Source organism: Streptomyces sp. NPDC050636 (genome assembly GCF_040654775.1).
GTDB lineage: Bacteria > Actinomycetota > Actinomycetes > Streptomycetales > Streptomycetaceae > Streptomyces.
Genome location: NZ_JBFAIP010000012.1, coordinates 71,910 through 95,515, shown reverse-complemented (window position 1 = coordinate 95,515; position 23,606 = coordinate 71,910). Strand labels below are relative to the sequence as shown.

Sequence of the window (23,606 nt, the reverse complement as noted above, 5' to 3'; positions counted from 1 at the left end):
ATGACGCAGAACCGGCTTGCGGAGCCCAAGCGTTCCGGCATCGAGGACGTACTGCCGCTCTCGCCGTTGCAGGAGGGGCTGCTGTTCCACTCGCTGCTCGCCGGGGACGGCGAGGACGTCTACACCGTCCAGCTGATGGTGGACCTGGCCGGCCCCCTGGACGGGACCTGGCTGAGGACCGCGATGGAGACCGTGCTGCGCAGGCACGCGAACCTGCGGGCCGGCTTCCGGTCGGTACGGTCCGGCAGGCCCGTGCAGTTCGTGCCGCGCGCGGTGGCACTGCCCTGGCGTGAGGCCGACGTCAGTGGCCTCCCCGAGGACGGCCGCGCCGCCGAGCTGGACCGGCTGGCCGACCGGGACCGCGCCGAACGTTTCGACCTGGCCGTGCCGCCCCTGATCCGCTGCCTGCTGGTCCGCCGCGAGGCGGAGCTGCACCGGCTGATCATCACCAACCACCACATCCTGCTGGACGGCTGGTCGGTCCCCGTCCTGCTGCGTGAACTGTTCACCGTCTACGAGCGGGGCGAGGCGGCCCTCGCCCCCGCCACTCCCTACCGGCGCTACCTGGAGTGGCTGTCCCGTCAGGACCGCCCGGCCACCGAGCGTGCCTGGAGCGGCGCCCTGGACGGCGTGACCGAGCCCACCCGCCTGGTCGCGGCACACCCCGGCCGTGCGCCGCAGATGCCGGAACGCGTGGAGTCCCTGCTGTCCGCCGAGGTGAGCGCGGGCCTCCAGCGGCTCACCACGGAACACTCGATCACCCTCAACACGGCCGTCCAGGTGGCCTGGGCCGCCCTGCTCGGCCGGCTGACGGGGCGCACCGACGTGGTGTTCGGGACGACCGTCTCGGGACGCCCGGCCGAGGTGCCCGGCATCGAGTCCATGGTCGGCCTGTTCATCAACACCGTGCCGGTACGGGTCCGGATGCAGGATGCCGCGGAGCCGTGGGCGACCGCCCTCGCGCGGGTGCAGAACGAGCAGTCGGAGCTGGGCGCCCACCAGCACCTGGGCCTCGCCGACATCCAGGCCCGCGCCGGGATCGGCGAACTCTTCGACACCACCGTGCTGGTCGAGAACTACCCGGTCGACCCGGCCACGACGTCCCGGCTGGAGTCGGGGCTGCAACTGGTCGGTGCGAAGGGGCGCGACGCCACCCACTACCCGCTGACCCTCGTCGTCTCGAAGGCTGCCGACGGGCTGCACGCACGGCTCGACTTCCGCGCCGATCTGTTCGACCGCGCGGAGGCGGAGGCACTGCTGGGGCGCTTCGAGCGGGTGTTGCGTGCGGTGGTGACGGATGCGGACCGGCCGGTGGGTGAGCTGGAGGTCCTGGGCGAGGGCGAGCGTGAGCTGCTGGTCTCCGGGTGGAATGCGACGGAGTCCGAGGTCCGGGCCGGTCTGCTGCCGGAGTGGTTCGGGGAGCAGGTGGCGCGGACGCCGGACGCGGAGGCTGTCCGGTGCGGTGAAGTGTCGCTCTCGTACGCGGAGTTGGATGCGCGTGCGGTGGGTGTGGCCAATGAGCTGATCGGGCGGGGTGTGCGCCCGGGTTCGTTGGTGGCGCTGGCGGTGCCGCGTTCGGTGGACGCGGTGGTGGCGATGCTGGCGGTGGCGAAGGCGGGCGCGGCGTTCCTGCCGGTGGACCTGGACTTCCCGGCGGACCGTATCGCGTACATGTTGGACGATGCGGCGCCCGCGGTGGTGCTGACGGCCGGGGACGCGCTGGTCACCGACCACCCGGTGCTACGTCTGGAGGGCATCGCGCCCGCTGCCGAGCTGTCGGTGGCGCGGGAGGCGTCGGCCGGTGATCCGGCGTATGTGCTGTACACGTCGGGGTCGACGGGGCGCCCCAAGGGTGTCGTCATCGGCCACGGTGCGCTGCGCAACTTCCTGTGGGCGATGCGTGACCGGGTGGAACTCACCGCCGGCGAGCGCTGGTTGGCGGTGACGACGTTCGGGTTCGACATCTCGCTGCTGGAGGTCTTCCTGCCGCTGGTGACCGGCGCCGCAGTGGTGGTCGCGGATCGTGATGTGGTGCGGGATCCGGCCGAGTTGGGCCGGTTGATACGTACGCAGGGTGCGTCGGTGATGCAGGCCACGCCGACCCTGTGGCGCGCGCTGATCGAGACGGACGCCGAGGCCGTCGACGGGCTGCGGGTTCTCGTGGGCGGCGAGGCGCTCGACGCCTCACTGGCCACTGCGCTCGCGGGCCGGGCCGCGAAGGTTCTGAACATGTACGGGCCGACCGAGACCACGATCTGGTCGACCGGCTCGGTCGTCGCAGGTGAGAACGTCACCATCGGCGGTCCGATCGCCAACACCCAGGTCCATGTGCTGGACGGGCGGCTGGGTCTGGTGCCGCCGGGTGTCGCCGGTGAGTTGTACATCGCCGGTGACGGTGTGGCCCACGGTTACCTGAACCGTCCGGCTCTGACGGCGGGCCGGTTCGTGGCGAACCCCTACGGCGGCGGCCGGATGTACCGGACCGGGGACCTGGTGAAGTGGTCGTCCGAGGGCACCCTGGAGTTTCTGGGCCGGGTCGACGACCAGGTCAAACTCCGGGGCCATCGGATCGAGTTGGGCGAAGTCGAGGGGGCTCTGGCCACCGCCGAGGGCGTCGCCCGTGCGGTCGCGACGGTCCGTGAGGACACCCCGGGCGACAAGCGCCTGGTCGGCTACATCGTCGCGACCACCACGGTGGACGCCGAAGCCGTCCGCCGGCATGCGGCGGGCCTGCTCCCCGCGTACATGGTCCCTTCGACCGTCATGGTCCTGGAAACCATCCCGCTCACCCCGAACGGCAAGACCGACCGTAAGGCGCTGCCCGCCCCGGACTCGTCGGGCGGCATCAGCCGTGAGCCGCGTACCCCGCAGGAGGAGATCCTGTGCGGGCTGTTCGCCGAGGTGCTCGGCGTCGCCCGGGTCGGCATCGACGACAGCTTCTTCGACCGCGGCGGCCACTCGCTGCTCGCCACCCGGCTGGTGTCCCGCATCCGCACCGCCCTCGGCGCCGAACTCCCCATCCGCGCCCTGTTCGAGACGCCCACCGCCGCCGGACTCGCGGCCCGCCTCGACAGCGCGGCGGCCGCGCGGACCCCGCTCGTCCGGCAGCGGCGTCCCGACACCGTTCCGCTGTCCTTCGCCCAGCGCCGGCTCTGGTTCATCAACCGGATGGAACCCGGTAGCGCGCACTACAACATCTCCCTGGCGCTGCGGCTGCGCGGCAGCCTCGACCGGGACGCGCTGAGCGCCGCGTTCGCCGATGTGGTCACCCGCCACGAGAGCCTGCGCACCGTGTTCCCCGAGACCGACGGCCGGCCCCGCCAGGCCGTCCTCGACGCCGCGTCCGTCGCCGGACAGGTGCTGCGGCACGTCGACACCGGCGGCCGAGGCACCGAGGCCGTGGTGTCGGAGACCGTCCGGCGGGGCTTCGACCTCACGACGCAGAGTCCGCTGCGCGCCACCCTGATCAGCGAGGCTCCCGACGAGCACGTCCTGGTGATCGTGCTGCACCACATCGCGGGCGACGCCTGGTCGATGCGGCCGCTCGCCCGGGACCTGGGCGACGCCTACACGGCCCGCCTCGGCGGTACCGGCCCGCAGTGGGCGCCGCTGCCCGTCCAGTACGCCGACTACGCGCTGTGGCAGCGGGAGCTGTTCGGCGACGAGAACGACCCGGACAGTGAGATCTCCCGGCAGCTGGCCCACTGGACGGAAGCGCTGGCGGGTCTCCCCGAGGAACTGGCGATCCCCACCGACCGGCCCCGCCCCGACGAGAGCACCCACCAGGGCGCCCGGGTCCGCTTCGAGCTGGACGCCCAGCTGCACCGGCGGCTGCTGACCCTCGCCCAGCAGAGCGGCACCAGTATGTTCATGGTGCTCCAGGCCGCGCTGGCCACCCTGCTGACCCGGCTGGGCGCCGGCACCGACATCCCCATCGGCACCCCGGTCGCCGGCCGTACCGACGACGCCACCGAGGAACTGGTCGGCTTCTTCATCAACGAACTGGTGCTGCGCACCGACACCTCGGGCGCGCCCACCTTCCGTGAGCTGCTGGCCCGCGTCCGGGAGACCGACCTGGCGGCCTACGCCCATCAGGACGTGCCGTTCGAGCGGCTGGTGGAGGAGCTGAACCCGGCACGGTCGCTCGCCCGGCATCCGCTGTTCCAGGTCGTCCTGGCACTCCAGAACACCGCCCAGCCCACCCTCGACCTGCCCGGTCTCGACATCGGCGCCGCGCCCGGTGGCTCCGGTGCGGCCCGCTTCGACCTGTCGTTCGCGCTGAACGAGCGCCGCACGGACGACGGCGCCCCGGACGGCCTGGACGCGTTCGCCGAGTTCGCCACCGACCTGTTCGACCCGGCCACGGTCGAGACGATGGTGGAACGCTTCGTCCGGCTGCTGACGGCGGCCGTCGCCGACCCCGACCGGTCGATCGGCGACATCGAGATCCTGGACGGCGAGGAACGCCACCGCCTGCTGACGGGCCGGGACGACACCGCCCGGCCGCTGCCGGAGCGGCTGGTCCCGCAGCTGATCGAGGCCCAGGCGGCCCGTACGCCGGAAGCCCCCGCCGTCGTCTTCGGCGGTACCACCCTCTCGTACGCCGAGCTGAACGCGCGGGCCAACCGGCTCGCCCGGCTGCTCGTCGCTCGCGGCGCCGGCCCGGAGCACATCGTCGCCACGGCCGTGCCGAAGTCGCCCGAACTGGCCGTCACCGTCCTGGCGGTGATGAAGTCCGGGGCCTCCTACCTCCCCGTCGACACCGAGTACCCCGCCGAGCGCATCGCCTACATGCTGGCCGACGCCTCGCCGACGCTCGTCGTCACCACCCAGGACGTGCGCCCGCACCTGCCCCGGACCACCGGAACGCCGGTGCTGGTGCTGGACACCCCGGCGACCGTCGCGGACCTCGGCGCACACGGCTCCGCGGACCTCACCGACGCCGACCGCGCAGCCGCGCTGCTGCCGGACCACCCGGTGTATGTGATCTACACGTCCGGCTCGACCGGCACCCCCAAGGGTGTCGTCGTCCGCCACGGCGGCCTGGCGGACTATGTGACCGCCGCGGCCGAGGCGTACGAAGGCGTCGGCGGCACCGTCCTGCTGCACTCCTCCATCTCCTTCGACACCACCGTGACCTCGCTGCACGTCCCGCTGACCGTCGGCGGCTGCCTGCGGATCACCGAGCTGCTCGACGGCACCCCGCCCGAGCCGTTCAGCCTCCTGAAGGTGACACCGAGCCACCTCGGACTGCTCACCGGCACCGACGGGCCCGAGGACGGCTCCGGTGAACTCCTCGTCGCGGGCGAGGCCCTGACGGCCGGCGCCGTCGCCTCCTGGCGCGAACGGCATCCGAAGTCGGCGGTGTTCAACGTCTACGGCCCGACCGAGACCACCGTCAGCGCCGTGCACCACCGCATCGCACCCGGCGCCGAACTCACCGACGGGCCCGTGCCGGTGGGCACCCCGTTCGCCCACACCCGTGCCTATGTGCTGGACGACCGGCTCGCCCCGGTGCCCGCCGGGGTCACCGGCGAGCTGTACCTCGCGGGCGAGGGGGTGGCCCGCGGCTACCTCGGGCGGCCCGCCCTGACCGGCGAGCGGTTCGTGGCCGACCCGTTCGGCCCCGCCGGTACGCGTATGTACCGCACGGGCGACCTCGTGCGCTGGACCGGCGGCGGTGTGCTGGAGTTCGCGGGACGCGCCGACGACCAGGTCAAGGTCCGCGGCCACCGCATCGAACTCGGCGAGGTCGAGGCCGCGCTGGCCGCACTCCCCGACGTCGGACGCGCCGTCGCCACGGTGCGCGAGGACACCCCCGGAGACCGCCGGCTGGTGGGCTACCTCAGCCCCGCACCCGGCGCGACCGCGCCGGACGGCGAAGCGGTGCGCCGCCAGGTCGCCGGCGTCCTGCCGGAGTACATGGTCCCCTCGGCCGTGGTGGTCCTCGACTCGGTCCCGCTGACCCCCAACGGCAAGGCCGACCGCACGGCCCTGCCCGCTCCCCGGCAGAGCCTCGTGCCGCGCGGCCGGGAGGCCCGCACCCCGCAGGAGGAGATCCTGTGCGGGCTGTTCGCCGAGGTGCTCGGCGTCGGCCGGGCCGGTATCGACGACAGCTTCTTCGACCTCGGCGGCCACTCCCTGCTCGCCACCCGGCTGCTCAGCCGGATCAGGTCCGTACTCTCCGCGCAGCTCAGTATCCGGGACCTGTTCGAGGCCCCGACCGTCGCCGGTCTCGCCGAGCGCCTCCAGCGGGCGGGTGCCGCCCGCCCCGCGCCCGCCCCGGCCGCGCGGCCCGCGCGGGTGCCGTTGTCCCTCGCCCAGCGCAGGCTGTGGTTCATCAACCGGATGGACCCGGCCGACCCGCTGTACAACATCCCGATGGTGCTGCGGCTGCGCGGCACCCTCGACCGGGAAGCCCTGCGGGCCGCGCTCGCCGATGTGGTGGCCCGGCACGAGAGTCTGCGCACCGTCTTCCCCGAGACCGACGGGGAGCCGTGGCAGGAGGTGCTCGACCCGCGGCGTCACCCGTTCACTCTGGCCGAGCCGGACGGGGCGGGGGCCGGGGACACCGGCGCACTGATCGCGGGCTTCACCGGCCGCGGCTTCGACCTCGTCGAGGACGTTCCGTTCCGGGCCGCGTTGCTCGGCGCCGGCCCCGACGAGCAGGTGCTGGTCCTCGTGCTGCACCACATCGCCGCCGACGCCTGGTCGCTGAGCCCGCTCGCCGCCGACCTGGCCGCCGCCTACACCGCCCGCAGCGGCGGCGACGCCCCGCAGTGGGCGCCGCTGCCGGTCCAGTACGCGGACTACGCCCTGTGGCAGCGCGAGATCCTCGGCGACGAGACCGACCCGGAGAGCGAACTCTCCCGCCAGCTGGCCCACTGGACCGAGGCCCTGGCAGGACTGCCCGAGGAGCTGGACCTGCCGGCCGACCGGCCGCGTCCGGCGTCGGGTTCGCAGCGAGGGGCGAAGCACCGCTTCTCCTTCGACGCCCAGCTGCACCGCCAGTTGCTGGCGCTGGCCAACGCCACCGGCACCAGCCTCTTCATGGTGGTGCAGGCGGGTCTGGCCACGGTGCTGTCCCGTCTGGGCGGCGGCACGGACATCCCGATCGGCGCGCCCATCGCCGGACGTACCGACGACGCGCTGGACGACCTCGTCGGCTTCTTCCTGAACACGCTGGTCCTGCGCACCGACACCTCGGGCGAGCCCACTTTCCGTGAGCTGCTGGCCCGCGTCCGGGAGACCGACCTGGCGGCCTACGCCAACCAGGACGTGCCGTTCGAGCGGCTGGTGGAGGAGCTGAACCCGACCCGCTCGCTCACCCGCCACCCCCTGTTCCAGGTGACCCTGACCGTCCAGAACACCGCACGCGCCGAACTGGAGCTGCCAGGTCTCACGGTCGCCCCCGAGAGCGGCGAAAGCCACTGGGCCAGGTTCGACCTGTCGTTCGGCCTGGGGGAGCGGCGTACCGCCAAGGGCGTCCCCCATGGCGTCGAGGGTGTCGTCGAATACGCCACCGCTCTCTTCGACCGCGCCACGGCGGAGTCGGTCGTGACCCGCCTTGAGCGGGTGTTGCGCGCGATGGTCGCCGATCCGGACGGCCGGGTGGCCGAGGTGGATGTTCTTTCCGCCGGTGAGCGTGGGTTGGTCCGGTCGGGCTGGAACGACTCGGCGTGCGAGATTCCGGTAGGCCTGCTGCCGGAGTGGCTGGCAGGGCAGGTGGCGCGGACGCCGGATGCCGAGGCGGTGGTGTGCGGTGACGTGTCGTGGTCGTACGCGGAGCTGGACGCGCGGGCCAACGGTGTGGCCAATGAGCTGATCCGGCGGGGAGTCGCCGCGGGCTCGGTGGTGGCGCTGGCGGTGCCGCGGTCGGCGGATGCGGTGGTCGCGATGCTGGCGGCCGGGAAGGCCGGGGCCGCGTTCCTGCCGGTGGACCCGGACTTCCCGGCGGACCGGATCGCGTACCTGCTCGCGGACGCCGCACCGGCGGTCGTCGTGACCACCGGCGCGATGCTGCCGCGGCTGCCCGGGAGCGACCGTCCCGTCCTGGTCCTCGACGCGGTCGAGCCGGCCGCCGCTCTTCTCGAAGCGCGACGGGTGTCGGCGCTGGATCCGGCATACGTGCTGTACACGTCGGGTTCGACGGGGCGTCCGAAGGGCGTGGTGGTTCCGCACGGGGCGTTGCGCAATTTCCTGTGGTCGATGCGTACCCAGACGGGGCTGTCGTCGTCGGACCGGCTGCTCGCGGTGACGACGTTCGGGTTCGACATTTCGTTGCTGGAGGTGTTCCTGCCGCTGGTGGTGGGTGCCTCGGTGGTGGTGGCGGACCGTGATGTGGTGCGTGATCCGGTGGAGTTGGGCCGGTTGGTGCGTGCTGAGGGCGTGTCGCTGATGCAGGCGACGCCGGGTCTGTGGCGTGCGGTGCTGGAGTCCGCGCCGGAGTCGGTGGAGGGCTTGCGGGTGCTGGTGGGCGGTGAGGCGCTGGACGCTTCGCTGGCCGAGGCGCTGGCAGCTCGTGCCGAGTCGGTGCTGAACATGTACGGGCCGACGGAGACGACGATCTGGTCGACCAGTGCGCCGGTGACAGGTGGTCAGGTGTCGATCGGTGGCCCGATCGCGAACACGCGGGTGTATGTGCTGGACCCGCGGCTGGGTCTGGTGCCGCCGGGTGTGGCCGGTGAGCTGTATATCGCCGGTGACGGTGTGGCGCTGGGCTATCTGAACCGTCCTGGTCTGACGGCGGGCCGGTTCGTGGCCGATCCGTTCGGGCCGGCCGGAGCGCGGATGTACCGCACCGGAGATCTGGTGAAGTGGTCGGCCGATGGCGCGTTGGAGTTCGTCGGGCGCGCCGACGACCAGGTCAAGCTCCGCGGCTACCGCATCGAACTCGGCGAAATCGAGGCCCGGTTGCGGGCCGTCCCGGAGGTCACGGACGCCGTCGCGGCCGTCGTGACCGGGCCCGGCGGACACGCACAGCTCGTCGGCTACGTCGTGGGTACCGAGGACACCGAGGCGGTGCGGCAGACCCTGTCCGCCGTGCTTCCCGCGTACATGGTGCCGTCGGTGATCATGGCGCTGGAGTCGGTGCCGCGGACCCCGAACGGCAAGACCGACCGCAAGGCGCTGCCCGCCCCGGACTCGTCGGGCGGCACCAGCCGTGAGCCGCGTACCCCGCAGGAGGAGATCCTGTGCGGGCTGTTCGCCGAGGTGCTCGGCGTCGCCCGGGTCGGCATCGACGACAGCTTCTTCGACCGCGGCGGCCACTCGCTGCTCGCCACCCGGCTGGTGTCCCGCATCCGCACCGCCCTCGGCGCCGAACTCCCCATCCGCGCCCTGTTCGAGGCCCCCACGATCGCCCAACTGGTGTCGCACCTGCACGACGCCGGTGCCGCACGCACCGCGCTCGTCCGCCAGGAACGCCCCGAGGCCATCCCGCTGTCCTTCGGCCAGCGCCGGCTGTGGGTGCTCGATCAGTTGGAGGAAGCCGGTCCGCTCTACCATCTGCCGCTTGTCGCCCGGCTGCGCGGCGCGCTCGACCGGGACGCCCTGCGCGCGGCGCTCGCCGACGTGGCGACCCGCCACGAGAGCCTGCGCACCGTCTTCCGGGTGTCCGGTGGACAGCCCCGGCAGGTCGTCCTCGACCCCGGCGCGGCCCGGCCCACGCTGCGGGTGGCGGAAATCGAGGAGTCCGGAATCGGCCAAGCCGTCGCCGCGGCACGCAATGAGAAATTCCGTCTCGACACCGACCTTCCGCTGCGGGCCACCCTGCTGGCCCTGGGGCCGGACGAGCACGTGCTGGTGATCGTGCTGCACCACATCGCCGGCGACGCCTGGTCGATGCGGCCGCTGGTGCGCGACCTCAGCGAGGCGTACACCGCCCGCTGCGCCGGTGGTGCCCCCCGGTGGGCGCCGCTCGCCGTCCAGTACGCCGACTACGCCCTGTGGCAGCGGGAACTCCTCGGCACCGAGAGCACGGACGGCGAGGCGGCTCGCCAACTGGCCTACTGGGCGGGGGCGCTCAAGGACCTGCCCGAGGAACTCGCGCTGCCCGCCGACCGCCCGCGGCCGGCGGAGGCCAGCCACCGGGGCGGGCTGGTCCCGTTCGAACTGGACGCGGAGCTGCACGGACAGCTGCTGGAACTGGCCCGGTCGGGCCAGGCGACGGTGTTCATGGTGCTCCAGGCCGCGCTGGCCGCCCTGCTGACCCGGCTGGGCGCGGGCACCGACATCCCCATCGGCACCCCGGTCGCGGGACGCGGCGATGTCGCCACGGAGGAGCTGGTCGGCTTCTTCGTGAACACGCTGGTGCTGCGCAACGACACCGACCGCAACCCGTCGTTCCGTGAGCTGCTGGCCCGGGTCAGGGAGACCGATCTGGCGGCCTACGCGCACCAGGACGTGCCGTTCGAGCGGCTCGTCGACGTGCTGGGTGTCAAGCGCTCGCTGGCCCGTCACCCGCTGTTCCAAGTGATGCTCGTCCTCGACAACTTCAGCCGCGCGAAGGCCGACCTGGAAGGCCTGCGCAGCGTGGGGGGCATCGAGGCGCCGTCAGCGGAGGGGCCGGGCAGGGCGAAGTTCGATCTGTCCCTGCGGGTGTCGGAGCGCCTCGCCGAAACCGGCGGCCCGGCCGGCATGACCGGAAGTTTCTCCTACGCGATGGACCTGTTCGACCGCTCGACGGTCGAGGCGATGGCAGCCGGCTTCATACGGCTGCTGAAGACAGTGGTGGCCGACCCCGATCGGCCGATCGGAGAGGTGGAGAGTGTGGACACACAGGAGCGCCATGTGCTGCCGCCGGGCCTGAACGGCACCGGCCCGGCGCTGCTGGAGCCGTCGGTGACGCAGCTGATCGAGGCCCAGGCGGCCCGCACGCCGGACGCCCCCGCGGTGAAGTGCGGTGACCTGACCGTCTCGTACGCCGAACTGAACGCGCGGGCCAACCGCCTCGCCCATCTGCTGATCGGGCGCGGCGCCGGGCCCGAGAGCGTGGTCGCGCTGATGGTGCCGCGGTCGGTGGAGATGATCGTCGCGGTGCTCGCGGTGCTGAAGTCCGGCGCCGCGTACCTGCCGGTCGACAGCGCCTACCCGGCCGACCGGATCGCGTACATGCTCGACGACGCGCGCCCGTCGCTGGTGGTCGGCACCGCCGCGGCCGAGGGCGGCCCGACCGGCTCCGCGGCGCCCGCCCGTATCGTCCTCGACGACGCGGCCACCATGGCCGAACTCACCGCGCTCTCCGACGCGGACCCCGTGGACGCCGACCGCACCGCGCCGCTCACCGCCCGCACCCCGGCGTACGTCATCTACACCTCGGGATCCACCGGCCGGCCCAAGGGCGTGATCGTGGAACACCACGGCATCCCCAACCTGGTGCGGGCCCGCATCGAGCCCTACGCGATGGGCCCCGGCAGCCGTGTCCTCCAGTTCGCCTCACTGAGCTTCGACGCCGCGATATCCGAGATCTGCACCCCGCTCGGCTCCGGCGCCTGCCTGGTCCTCGGCCCCGCCGACATGCTCGACCAGGTCGCCGAACTGCCCGAGCTGATCCGCACCCACGGCGTGACGCATGCGACGCTGCCGCCCGCGGTGCTGAGCCGGCTCTCCGCCGACAGCCTGCCGTCGGTCCGCACCCTCGTCATCGCGGGCGAGGCGGCCCAGCCCGGACTCGTACCGGAATGGGCCCCCGGACGCCGGATGTTCAACGCCTACGGCCCGACCGAGACCACCGTCTCCTGCACCATGGCCGGGCCCCTGCCGGCCGAGCCCGGGGTGCCGCCGATCGGCAGCGCGCTGCCGAACACCCGGACGTACGTCCTGGACGACACCCTGCGTCCGGTCGACACCGGCGAGACCGGTGAGCTGTACGTCGCCGGAGCCGGTGTGGCCCGTGGCTACCTCGGCCGGGCCGCGCTGACCGGTGAGCGGTTCGTGGCCGACCCGTTCGGCCCCGCCGGAACCCGGATGTACCGCACCGGCGACGTGGTCCGCCGCCGTACGGACGGTGCCCTCGAATTCGCCGGCCGCGCCGACGACCAGGTCAAGATACGCGGCTACCGCATCGAGCTCGGCGAGGTCCAGGAAGCGCTCGCGTCCTGCCCCGGCGTCGGCGAGGCGGTCGTCGTGGTCCGCGAGGACGAGCCCGGCCGACAGCAGCTGGCCGGCTATCTCACTCCGGCGCCCGGAGCGGGCCTGGACACCGCGCCCGTCCGCGCCCGGCTGGCGGAGACCCTGCCCGCATACATGGTGCCGTCGGCCCTCGTGGTGCTCGACCGCATCCCGCTGACCGTCAACGGCAAGGTCGACCGGGCGGCGCTGCCCGCCCCGGCCGCCCACACACCGCCCGCGGCCACGAGCGGCGGCCCGCGCAGCCGGCGCGAGGAGATCCTCTGCCGCGTGGTCGCCGATGTGCTCGGTCTGCCGCAGGTGGGCGTGGACGACAACTTCTTCGCCCTGGGCGGCGACAGCATCTCCGCACTCCAGGTGGCGAGCCGGGCCCGGCAGGCCGGGCTGGTCCTCTCGCCCCGCGACGTCTTCCGCCACCAGACGGTGGCCGAGCTGGCACCGGCCGCCAAGGAGACCGAGCAGGAGCGGGACACCCGCCCCGACGACGGCGTCGGCGCGGTACCGCCCACTCCCGTGCTGCGCTGGCTGGCCCAGCGCCGCGGCCCGATCCAGGGCCTCAACCAGGCGGTGCTGCTGCGCGTGCCCCACCTCGGGCAGGAGGCACTGACCACCGCGGTCCAGACCCTCCTCGACCACCACGACGCGCTGCGCGTCAAACTGGTCGGCTCCGCCACGGGCGTGACCTGGGGCCTCAACGTCCAGCCCCGTGGCAGCGTCCGGGCCCAGGACCGGATCACCCGCGTCGATGCGACCGGCTACCCCGAGGACCCGGCGGACCCCGGCCTGACCGCGCTGGTCACCGAGCAGGGCGAGGCCGCCCGCCGTCGCCTCGACCCGGAGTCCGGAGCCGTCCTCGAACTGGTCTGGTTCGACGGCGGGCCCGGCCGGCCCGGCCGCCTGCTGGTGGTCGCGCACCACCTGATCGTCGACGGCGTGTCCTGGCGCGTCCTGCTGCCCGACCTGGCGGCGGCGTGGCAGGCGGCGGCCGCCGGTGAGACCCCGGAGCTCGCCCCGGTCGGCACCTCGCTGCGGCGCTGGGCCCAGCTGCTCCTCGCCGAGGGCCAGAACCCCGAGCGAGCCGCCGAACTCGACCTGTGGACGGGGATGTTCGACGGGCCGGACCCTCGCCTGGGCGCGCAGCGCCTCGACCCGTCCCGCGACACCCGCGACACGGCCCGGTACCTGTCCGTGAACCTGCCCGCCGAGACCACGGGCGCACTGCTCACCGACGTGCCGGAGAAGTTCCAGGCACAGATCAACGATGTCCTGCTGACCGGATTCGCCCTCGCCGTGGCCCGCTGGCGCGAGCGCAACGGCTGGGGCACGGACAGCTCGGTCCTGGTCGACATGGAGGCCCACGGGCGCGAGGAGATCGCCGACGACGTCGATCTGTCCCGTACCGTCGGCTGGTTCACCAGCATCCACCCGATGCGGCTGGACCCGGGATCCATCGACACCGACCAGGCGTTCGCCGGCGGCGCGGCCGTCGGCGCGGCGCTCAAGCAGATCAAGGAGCAGATCCGCGCGGTCCCGGACAGCGGCCTCGGATACGGACTGCTGCGCTACCTCAACCCCGACACCGCAGGACTGCTCGCCCCGCTAGGCTCCCCGCAGATCGGGTTCAACTACCTGGGCCGCACCAACTCCGGTGCCCTGAAGGCCTCGACGTCCGGAGCGGGCGACAGCGGCGACGGCTGGACCGGCGAGACCCGGATGGACGCCCGGGTCGTGCCGTCCGACGACGCGATGCCGTTCGCCCACTCCCTGGAGGTCAGCGCGGTCGCCCGGGAATCCGGGGACGGACCGCGGCTGAACGCCACCGTCTCCTGGCCGGCCGCCCTGTTCTCCCACGACGAGATCCAGGACCTGCTCGACACCTGGTTCGCGGCGTTGCGCGCCCTGGCGGACCGGGCCCGCACGGCACGCTCCGGCGGCCTCACCCCCTCCGACCTGCCGCTCGTCTCGCTCTCCCAGAGCGAGATCGACGAGCTGGAGGCCCAGCCCGGCGGAGTGGCGGACGTGCTGCCGCTCTCCCCGCTCCAGGAAGGACTGCTCTTCCACGCCCTGTACGCCGACTCCGGCCCCGATGTGTACGCCATGCAGCTGGCCGTCGATCTGGCAGGCCCGCTGGACACCGAAGCCCTCCGGGCCGCGGGGCAGGCCCTGCTCGAACGCCACCCGAACCTGCGCGCCCGGTTCCACCACCGCCCCGGCGGCCAGGCCGTCCAGGTCATCCAGTCCGCGGTCCAACTCGCCTGGGACGAGGTGGACCTCTCCACCGAGGACGAGCCGACCCGGCAGGCCGAGCTGACCCGGCTCACCGACGACGCCCGCAACCAGCGCTTCGACCTCACCACCCCGCCGCTGGTGCGGTTCCTGCTGATCCGCCTCGGCACCGAACGGCACCGCCTGCTGATCCTCAAGCACCACATCGTGCTGGACGGCTGGTCCATGCCGCTGTTCCTGCGCGACCTGGTCACCCTCTACCACCGCGGCGCCGACCAGTCGGCCCTGCCGCCCGTCGTCCCGTACCGCAGCTATCTGGCCTGGCTGGCCGAGCAGAACACCGAGGCGACGGAGGAGGCCTGGCGCCGGGCGCTGTCCGGGGTCACCGAGCCCACCCTGCTGGCGCCCGCCGGCGCCAAAGCCCCCACCGAACTGCCCCTGGACGTGTCGCTCCAGCTCTCCACCGGGCTGACGGCGGCCCTCCAGGAGCACGCGGTCAAGGCCTCGGTGACCCTCAGCACCGTCCTCCAGAGCGCCTGGGGCGTCCTCCTCGGACGGCTGCTCGGACGGGACGACGTGGTCTTCGGCACCACCGTCTCCGGCCGTCCGCCGGAGATCCCCGGAATCGAGTCCATCGTCGGCCTGTTCATCAACACCGTGCCGGTACGGGTGCGCCTGGACCTGGCCGAGAGCTGGTCGGACCTGGTCGCCCGGACGCAGGCGGAACAGACCGCCCTCAGCGCCCACCACCACATCGGGCTCGCCGAGATCCAGCAGCACACCGGCTGCCCGGAGCTCTTCGACACCCTCATGGTGTACGAGAACTTCCCCGTCCCCACGGGCGGCGAGCAGCAGGCCACGGCACTGCGGGCGACGGCAGTGGAAGGCCGCGCGGCCTCGCACTACCCGCTGTCCCTGATCGCCTCCATGGGACCGGACGGACTCCGCCTCCGGCTCGACTACCGGCCCGAACTCTTCGACGCCGATGTCGTGGAGGGCCTGCTGGGCCGTCTGGCGCGGGTGCTCGAGGAGGTCGCCGCCGCGCCCCAAAAGCCCGTCGGCACCATCGACGTCCTCGCGGCCGGCGAACGGGAGCAACTGGTCGACGGCTGGAACGGCGGCCCGCTGACGGTGCCCACCGACCCGCCGACGATCACCCGCAGATTCGCCGAGGCCGTGGCCGAGGGCCCCGACGACATCGCGGTCCGCCTCGGCGACCGGCGGCTGACCTACCGCGAACTGGACGAGGAGGCCAACGGGTTGGCCCGGCTCCTCGTGGACCTGGGCGTGCGGCCGGAGGCCCGGGTCGGGGTGCTCCTCGACCGCTCCACCGAACTGATCGTCGCCGCGTTGGCGGTGCTGAAGGCCGGCGCGGTCTATGTGCCGCTGGAGCCCAACTACCCGGACGAGCGGGTGCGGTTGCTGCTCTCCGAGACATGCTCCCCGGTGCTGCTGACCGACCAGGCCCGCGCCGCCGACTGGACGGCGAAGCTCGCGGACTCGGTTCAGGTCGTCGCGGTCGACGGCGCTCCACGTCCGGCCGGCCAGGACCGCACCGCACCGGACGTCACCGTGCTGCCGGACCAGCTCGCCTACGTGATCTACACGTCCGGTTCCACCGGCACCCCCAAGGGCGTCGCGGTCAGCCACCGCAATGTCGTCGAGCTCGCCGCCGACCATTGGTGGCGGATGGACCGCACCCACCGGGTGCTGTTCCACTCCCCGCACGCCTGGGACGTCTCCACCCTGGAGTGGTGGGTGCCGCTGCTCAACCACGGTGAAGTCGTGATCGCGCCGCCCGGCAAGGTCGACCTCGAGGCGATCGCCACGCTCGTCGTCGAGGAGGAGATCACCGGACTGTGGGCGTCGGGCGGCTTGTTCCGCCTGCTCGCCGAGACGCACCCGGAGTGCTTCGCCGGTCTGGCCGAGGTCCGTACCGGCGGCGACGTGGTCCCCGCGTACGCCGTGCGCAAGGCCCTCGCGGCCGTCACGGACACCGTCGTCACCGCCGGGTACGGCCCCACCGAGACGACCGTGTTCTCCACCCGCCACTCCATGCTCCCCGGGGACGAGGTGCCGGAGAGCGTGCCCATCGGTGCCCCGCTGGACGCGACCAGGGCGTACGTCCTGAGCCCCGGTCTCGAACCGGTGCCGGTCGGCGTGGTCGGCGAGCTGTACCTCGCCGGGTCCGGCGTGGCCCGCGGCTACGAGAACAACCCGGGTATGACCGCCGAGCGTTTCGTCGCCGACCCGTACGGCGAGCCCGGCACCCGGATGTACCGCACGGGAGACCTGGTCAACTGGCGGGCGGACGGGCTGATGGAGTTCGTCGGCCGGGTCGACGAGCAGGTCAAGCTGCGCGGATTCCGCGTCGAGCTGCGGGAGGTCGAGGTCGCCCTCAGCGCCTACCCCGGCATCGGCCAGGCCGTCGCCCTGGTCCGCGAGGACCGGCCCGGCGACAAGCGGCTCGTCGGATACGTGGTGCCGGACGCCGGCGCCCCCGACCTGTCCGCGCTGAAGGCTCATCTCACGGAGCAGCTGCCCGAGTTCATGGTGCCGTCCGCCCTGGTCGTGCTCGACGCGCTGCCGCTGACCGCGCACACCAAGCTGGACCGCAAGGCGCTGCCCGCGCCCGAGCAGCAGGCGGAGCGGGTGAGCCGGCCGCGCAGCCCCCAGGAGGAGGTGCTGTGCGCCCTGTTCGCGGAGGCCCTAGGGGTGCCGGAGGTCGGCATCGACGACGAGTTCTTCCTGCTCGGCGGCAACTCACTGCTGGCCGCCTCCCTCGTCAGCCGGATCCGTACGGTGCTCGGCTCCGAGCTGAGCGTGCAGGCACTGTTCACCGCGCCCAGCGTCCGCGGCCTGTCGCAGCGGCTCGAAGCCGGCACCGGCCCCGACGAACAGAACGGCCTGGAGGTGCTGCTGCCGCTGCGTTCCCGCGGCACCGAGCCCACCCTGTTCTGCTTCCACGCGGGCGGCGGACTGAGCTGGCGCTACGCCGGACTGCTGCGCCATGTGCCGGCGTCCCACCCGGTCTACGGCCTCCAGGCCCGCGCCTTCAGCACCCCGGGCTATCTGCCGGGCAGCATCGAGGAGATCGCCGAGCACTTCGCCGACCGGATGCGCACCGTGCAGCCCAGCGGCCCGTACCACCTGCTCGGCTGGTCGTTCGGCGGACTGGTCGCGCACGCCGTGGCCACCCGCCTCCAGGCGGACGGCGACGAGGTCGGTCTGCTCACCATCCTGGACTCGTTCCCGGTCGAGAGCCCCGGCCCGGTGCCGGCCGGTCCGGGCAGCGAGGACCTGATGAACGCCCTGCTGGAGGCGGCGAACCTCGGCACGGACGACAGCCGGTCCGAGCCGCTCACCCAGGACGCGGTGGCCGAGGCCCTGCGCTCCCAGGACAACCCGCTCACGGACCTGCTGGCCGACAACCTCGCCACGGTCGTCGGCACCTTCCGCGGCAACCTCGCCCTGCGGTACGCGTTCACCCCGAAGGTCTTCCGGGGCGACGCCGTGGTCGTCACCGCGGGGGAGGGCAGGCCCGACGGCTGGAAGGGCGCCGAACGGTGGGAGCCGTTCGTCGAGGGACGGGTGCACAGCCACACCGTGTCCTGCCGGCACGAGGGGATGCTCCTGCCCGGCCCGCTGGCCGACATCGGCCGGATCGTCTCCGGCCACCTGCGCTCGTACACCGAAGAGGAGGGGTCCTGATGACCCGGGAGATCTACGGCATCGGCGAGCTCCCGCCGCTCGGCGAGGTGCCGCGGTACATGCACGCCGCGCTGGTCCGTCCCGAGCGCTACGGGCCGCCCGACCGGGCGATGGAGGTCGAACCCGTCGAGGTGCCGCCGGTCGGGCGGGGCCAGGTGCTGGTGATGGTGATGGCGGCCGGCGTGAACTACAACGGGGTCTGGGCCGGCCTCGGCACCCCCGCCGATGTCATCGCCGCCCGCCGGAAGCAGGGCGATCCGCACGACTTCCATATCTCGGGCTCCGAGGGATCCGGCGTGGTGTGGGCGGTCGGCGAGGGGGCCACTCAGTACACGGTCGGTGACCATGTCATCGTCGCCGGCGTCAAATGGGACGAGTCGGCCCCCGATATCCGCATGGGCGTCGATCCCACGGCCTCCAGGTCCCAGAAGGCCTGGGGTTACGAACTCAACTTCGGTTCCTTCGCCCAGTTCACGGTCGTCGACGAGTACCAGTGCCACCCCAAGCCCGCGCACCTCAGCTGGGAACAGGCCGGCTGCTTCCTCGGCGGCGGCTCCACCTCGTACCGGATGCTCAACGGCTGGGCGCCGCACACCGTCCAGCCGGGCGACCCGGTCCTCATCTGGGGCGGCTCAGGGGGCCTCGGGTCGATGGCCATCCAGATCACCGACCACTTCGGCGGCATCCCCATCGCGGTCGTCTCCGACGACGACAAGGCCGACCACTGCCTGAGGCTGGGGGCGCGCGGAGTCATCAACCGCCGCGACTTCGACCACTGGGGCCGGCTGCCGGACGCCGACGACACCGCGGCGTACCAGCGCTGGCAGCAGGGCGCCCGGGCGTTCGGCCGTGCGATCTGGGACATCCTCGGCGAGCGCCGCTCGCCCCGGATCGTGCTGGAGCACCCCGGCCGGGACACCCTCGCCACCTCGGTGTACGTCTGCGACAACGCCGGGATGGTGGTGACCTGCGCCGGCACCAGCGGCTACAACGGCGACATCGACCTGCGATTCCTCTGGATGTTCCAAAAACGCCTCCAGGGTTCCCACGCGGCGAATGTGCGGGAGACCCGGGCGGCCATCAACCTGGTGGCCGCGGGCCGTGTCGACCCCTGTCTGAACCTGACGCTGCCGTTCCGGGAGATAGCCCACGCCCATCAACTCGTCTACGAGAACCGGCACCCGGTCGGCAATACCGCGGTCCTGGTCAACGCCCCCGAGCCGGGTCTGACCGGAATGCCCTGACGCCCGGCGGCAGTTCCCCGTCGAGGCGGTGTCCAGCACCCCGTGTCGGCTCTCTCTTAGCGTGACAACGGGCCCGACTCGGGCCAGGGACAGTCAGGAGACGCCGTGCAGGCGACCACACATGAGACCACGGCGCAGCGGGCCACACCGGGGCGTCCGAACCCGGGCCGGTCCGGGGACCGGCCGGCCTTCGACCGGCCGCTGCACGTGGGCTCGCCCAACATTCCCGACCGGCGGCGCCTGTTCGAGCGGATCGAGCGGGCACTCGACCGGGGCTGGCTGACCAACAATGGCCCGCTGGTCCGGGAGTTCGAGGAGCGGCTGCGCCGGTTCACCGGTGCCGCTCACGTCCTGGCCACCAGCAACGGCACCACCGCCCTGGAAGTTCTCTGCCGCGCCCGCGGTCTGAGCGGCGAGGTCATCGTGCCGTCCTTCACCTACATCGCCACCGTCCACGCCCTCCAATGGCAGGGCCTCACCCCGGTCTTCGCCGACATCGACCCCGAGACCGGCACCCTCGACCCCGACCACGTGCAGCAGCTGATCACCCCGCGCACCAGCGGCATCGTCGGCGTCCACCTCTGGGGCAGACCCTGCCGGGTCGACGCCCTCCAGCGGATCGCCGACGACCACGGCCTGGCCCTGCTGTACGACGCCGCGCACGCGCTGGGCTGCGAACTGGACGGACGGGCCGTCGGCGGCTTCGGCGACGGGGAGATCTTCAGCTTCCACGCGACCAAGTTCGTCAACGCCTTCGAGGGCGGAGCCGTCGCCACGAACGACCCCGAGCTGGCCGAACGTGTCGCGCGCATGCGCAACTTCGGCTTCGGTCCCGGCCGTGAGGTGCTCACCTGCGGCACCAACGCCAAGATGAACGAGATCTCCGCGGCCATGGGCCTCACCGCCCTGGAGAACATCGACGAGATCATCGCGGCGAACGTCCTGCGCCATGATCACTACCAGGCCGGACTGGCCGGCATCCCGGGCGTCCGGCTGCGGACCCCCGGCACCGGCGAGCACAACAACCACCAGTACGTCGTCATGGAGATCGACTCGACCGTCACCCGGGTCCACCGCGACGAGCTGCTCACCACGCTGCACGCGGAGAACGTCTTCGCCCAGAAGTACTTCCATCCGGGCGTTCACCGCACGCCCGCCTACGCGCAGCGGCCCGACGTCCACCAGCCGCTGCCGCTGCCCGGCACGGAGGCACTGGCCGAACGGGTGCTGGTACTGCCCTCGGGCCTGGCCGTCAGCACGTCCGACGTCGACCGGATCTGCGAGATCGTCCGGTCGGCGGTCGGCCGACCCGCGCACTGAACACACCGGGAGGAAAACGCATATGAGCACGGGACACGAAGCGACCGCGCAGACCGCCGCCGGCCGCCGGCGGCTCACCGGCTGGAGTGGCGACGCCGACTACTTCCGCTTCCGCGAGTACACCACCTTCGAACCGCAGGCCGTCATCGATGTCCTCAAGGGCCGCAACGCGGGCGTCATCTTCCGCGGAGTGGTCGGGCAGGACAGCTGCGCCGAGCTGTCCGAGCGCTTCTGGTCCAGCGAGAGCCGGATGAAGCGCGTCTCCGTCGCCCCCAGCTACTACTTGGGGACGTACCACTACCACAAGACGACCACCGAGTACCTGGACGAGTCCGAGCGGACCGCCCCGGCACTGGAGCAGGTCCTCGACATCGCACAGGACCCGCTGACCGGCTTCTACGAGGGGCTGGCCAAGGCACTCGCGCCGGAGGGCGTCACCGTGCGCCAGGCCGAGCACGAGGGACGCAAGGCCTGCCGCGGTCTGCTGCGCTCCTGGCACCGCGCCGGCCAGTACACGCTCGACCCGCACGAGGACAGCTCCCAGTGCATCGAGCCGAAGCAGGCCGACTTCGAGATCCAGCGGGTGCTCGACCACCATGTCACCGCACTCAACATCTGCCTGGAGAACGGCGACGGCGGCCGCCTCGCCGTGTGGAACATCCAGCCGGACGAGACGAGCAAGCGCCGCCTCGGGCTGCACCACCTCGGCTCGCCCTACCCGATGGACACCCTCGACGGCATCGAGCGCCAGTGGATCGACGTCAACGCCGGTGACATCTATGTCTTCAACGGCGCTCACATCCACGCCGTGGAGCCCAACACCGCCCCCGGCAGCCGCCGTACCACCCTCGCGGGCATATTCGGCTTCATCGATGACGACACGGTCGTCTCGTGGACATGAAAGCACTCGTCCTCGCCGGCGGCACGGGCAGCCGGCTGCGCCCGATCACCCACACCTCGGCCAAGCAGTTGGTTCCCGTCGCCAACAAGCCGGTCCTGTTCTACGTCCTCGAATCCATCGCCGAGGCGGGGATCACCGAGGTGGGCATCGTCCTCGGCGACACCGCCGAGGAGATCCGCACGGCCGTCGAACGCGGCGGCTTCGGCGACTTGGACATCACCTACATCCCGCAGTCCGCACCGCTCGGTCTGGCCCATGCGGTGCGCATCGCCAAGGACTTCCTCGGCGACGACGACTTCGTGATGTACCTCGGTGACAACTTCATCATCGGCGGCATCACGGACCTGGTGGACGAGTTCCGGGTCCGAAGGCCCGATGCGCAGATCCTGCTGACCCGTGTCCCCGACCCCACCGCCTTCGGCGTCGCCGAGCTCGACGAGACGGGCAACGTGGTGGGTCTGGAGGAGAAGCCGGAGAAACCCAAGAGCGATCTCGCGCTGGTCGGCGTCTATCTCTTCACCCCGGCCGTCCATGAAGCCGTACGCGCCATCACCCCGTCGTGGCGCGGCGAGCTGGAGATCACCGACGCCATCCAGTGGCTGATCGACCGGCACCGGGACGTCCGGTCCACGACGATCTCCGGGTACTGGAAGGACACCGGCAACGTCGTCGACATGCTCGAAGTCAACCGCACGGTCCTGGAGTCCATCGAGCCGCTGGTCGCGGGGGAGGTCGACGAGGCCACCGAGATCGTCGGCCGGGTGCGGATCGACAAGGGAGCCGTGGTGCGCCGCTCGCGCATCGTCGGTCCGGTGATCATCGGGCCCGATGCGGAGGTCACCGGCTCGTATGTGGGTCCCTTCACCTCGATCTCCGAGGAGTGCCGGATCGAGGACAGCGAGATCGAGTTCTCGATCGTGCTGCCCGGCTCCTCCATCACCGGCGTCCGCCGGGTGGAGGCATCCTTGATCGGCCGTAATGTGGAGGTCACCCCGGCTCCCCGTGCCCCCGCCGCACACCGGCTCATTCTCGGCGACCACAGCAAGGTGCAGATCTCCTCATGACGACCAGGGTTCTGGTGACCGGCGGGGCCGGCTTCATAGGCTCCCACTACGTGCGCACCCTCCTCGGCCCCCAGGGGCCGGGCGACGTCCATGTCACGGTGCTCGACAGCCTCACCTATGCGGGCAATCCGGCGAACCTCGACCCGGTGCGGAACCGCCCGGGATTCTCCTTCGTGCGAGGCGACATCTGCGACCCCGTGCTCGCCGGGCACCTGGTCGGACGGCACGACCAGGTGGTGCACTTCGCGGCGGAGTCGCATGTGGACCGCTCGATCCTCGGCGCCGCCGAGTTCGTACGGACCAATGCGGTAGGGACGCAGAACCTGCTCGACGCGGCCCTGCGGGCCGGCCTGGGCACCTTCGTGCACATCTCCACGGACGAGGTGTACGGCTCCGTGCCCACCGGATCCTCATCCGAGTCGGCCCCGCTGTCGCCCAATTCACCGTACGCGGCGTCCAAGGCGTCCAGCGATCTGATCGCCCTGTCGTACCACCGCACCCACGGCATGGACGTCCGGGTGACCCGTTGCTCCAACAACTACGGACATCATCACTTCCCCGAAAAACTCATCCCCCGCTTCATCACCACCCTCCTCGACGGTGGCCAGGTACCCCTGTACGGCGACGGGCTGAACGTCAGGGACTGGCTGCACATCGACGACCATGTGGCCGGCATCGAACTCGTGCGCACTCGCGGCCTGCCGGGGCGGGTCTACAACATCGGCGGCGGCACCGAACTGACCAACAAGGAGCTCACCGGGCTGCTGCTGGAAGCCTGCGCAGCCGGCTGGGACAGCGTCGAGTACGTCGAGGACCGCAAGGGCCACGACCGTCGCTACTCGGTCGACTGGAGCAGGATTCGCGATGAACTCGGCTACCGGCCGCGCAAGGACTTCACCGCCGGCCTGGCGGAAACGGTCCGCTGGTACCGGGACAACCGTGCCTGGTGGGAGCCGCTGATGACGCGAGCCGCCCTGTGAGCGGACGAAGAAGCCCGGGCTGATCCGACAG

The 23,606-nt window shown here is 72.1% G+C and carries 6 protein-coding genes; all 6 read left to right on the top strand.

Annotation, left to right across the window (positions count from 1 at the left end):
- A complete protein-coding gene (locus tag AB0I10_RS13575) occupies nucleotides 1-18,066 on the top strand; it encodes a non-ribosomal peptide synthase/polyketide synthase (RefSeq protein ID WP_363152593.1) in 18,066 nt (6,021 codons plus the stop codon).
- Nucleotides 18,066-19,310 (top strand): crotonyl-CoA carboxylase/reductase, encoded by a 1,245-nt coding sequence (gene ccrA / locus AB0I10_RS13570; RefSeq protein ID WP_363152592.1) that lies wholly within the window; start codon nucleotides 18,066-18,068, stop codon nucleotides 19,308-19,310. Before AB0I10_RS13575 ends, ccrA begins: the two co-directional genes overlap by 1 nt.
- A gap of 105 nt (nucleotides 19,311-19,415) precedes the next feature.
- Entirely contained in the window at nucleotides 19,416-20,630 is a 1,215-nt protein-coding gene (locus tag AB0I10_RS13565) for a DegT/DnrJ/EryC1/StrS family aminotransferase (RefSeq protein ID WP_363152591.1), read from the top strand.
- Between the two features lie 22 nt (nucleotides 20,631-20,652).
- Nucleotides 20,653-21,531 (top strand): hypothetical protein, encoded by an 879-nt coding sequence (locus AB0I10_RS13560; RefSeq protein WP_363152590.1) that lies wholly within the window; start codon nucleotides 20,653-20,655, stop codon nucleotides 21,529-21,531.
- Nucleotides 21,528-22,595 carry a glucose-1-phosphate thymidylyltransferase gene (locus tag AB0I10_RS13555; protein ID WP_363152619.1) on the top strand — a complete coding sequence of 356 codons (1,068 nt, stop codon included), beginning with the start codon at nucleotides 21,528-21,530 and terminating at the stop codon, nucleotides 22,593-22,595. Before AB0I10_RS13560 ends, AB0I10_RS13555 begins: the two co-directional genes overlap by 4 nt.
- A complete protein-coding gene (gene rfbB / locus AB0I10_RS13550; protein ID WP_363152589.1) occupies nucleotides 22,592-23,575 on the top strand; it encodes a dTDP-glucose 4,6-dehydratase in 984 nt (327 codons plus the stop codon). The genes AB0I10_RS13555 and rfbB overlap by 4 nt, the downstream gene beginning before the upstream one ends.
- Nucleotides 23,576-23,606 lie beyond the last annotated feature (31 nt).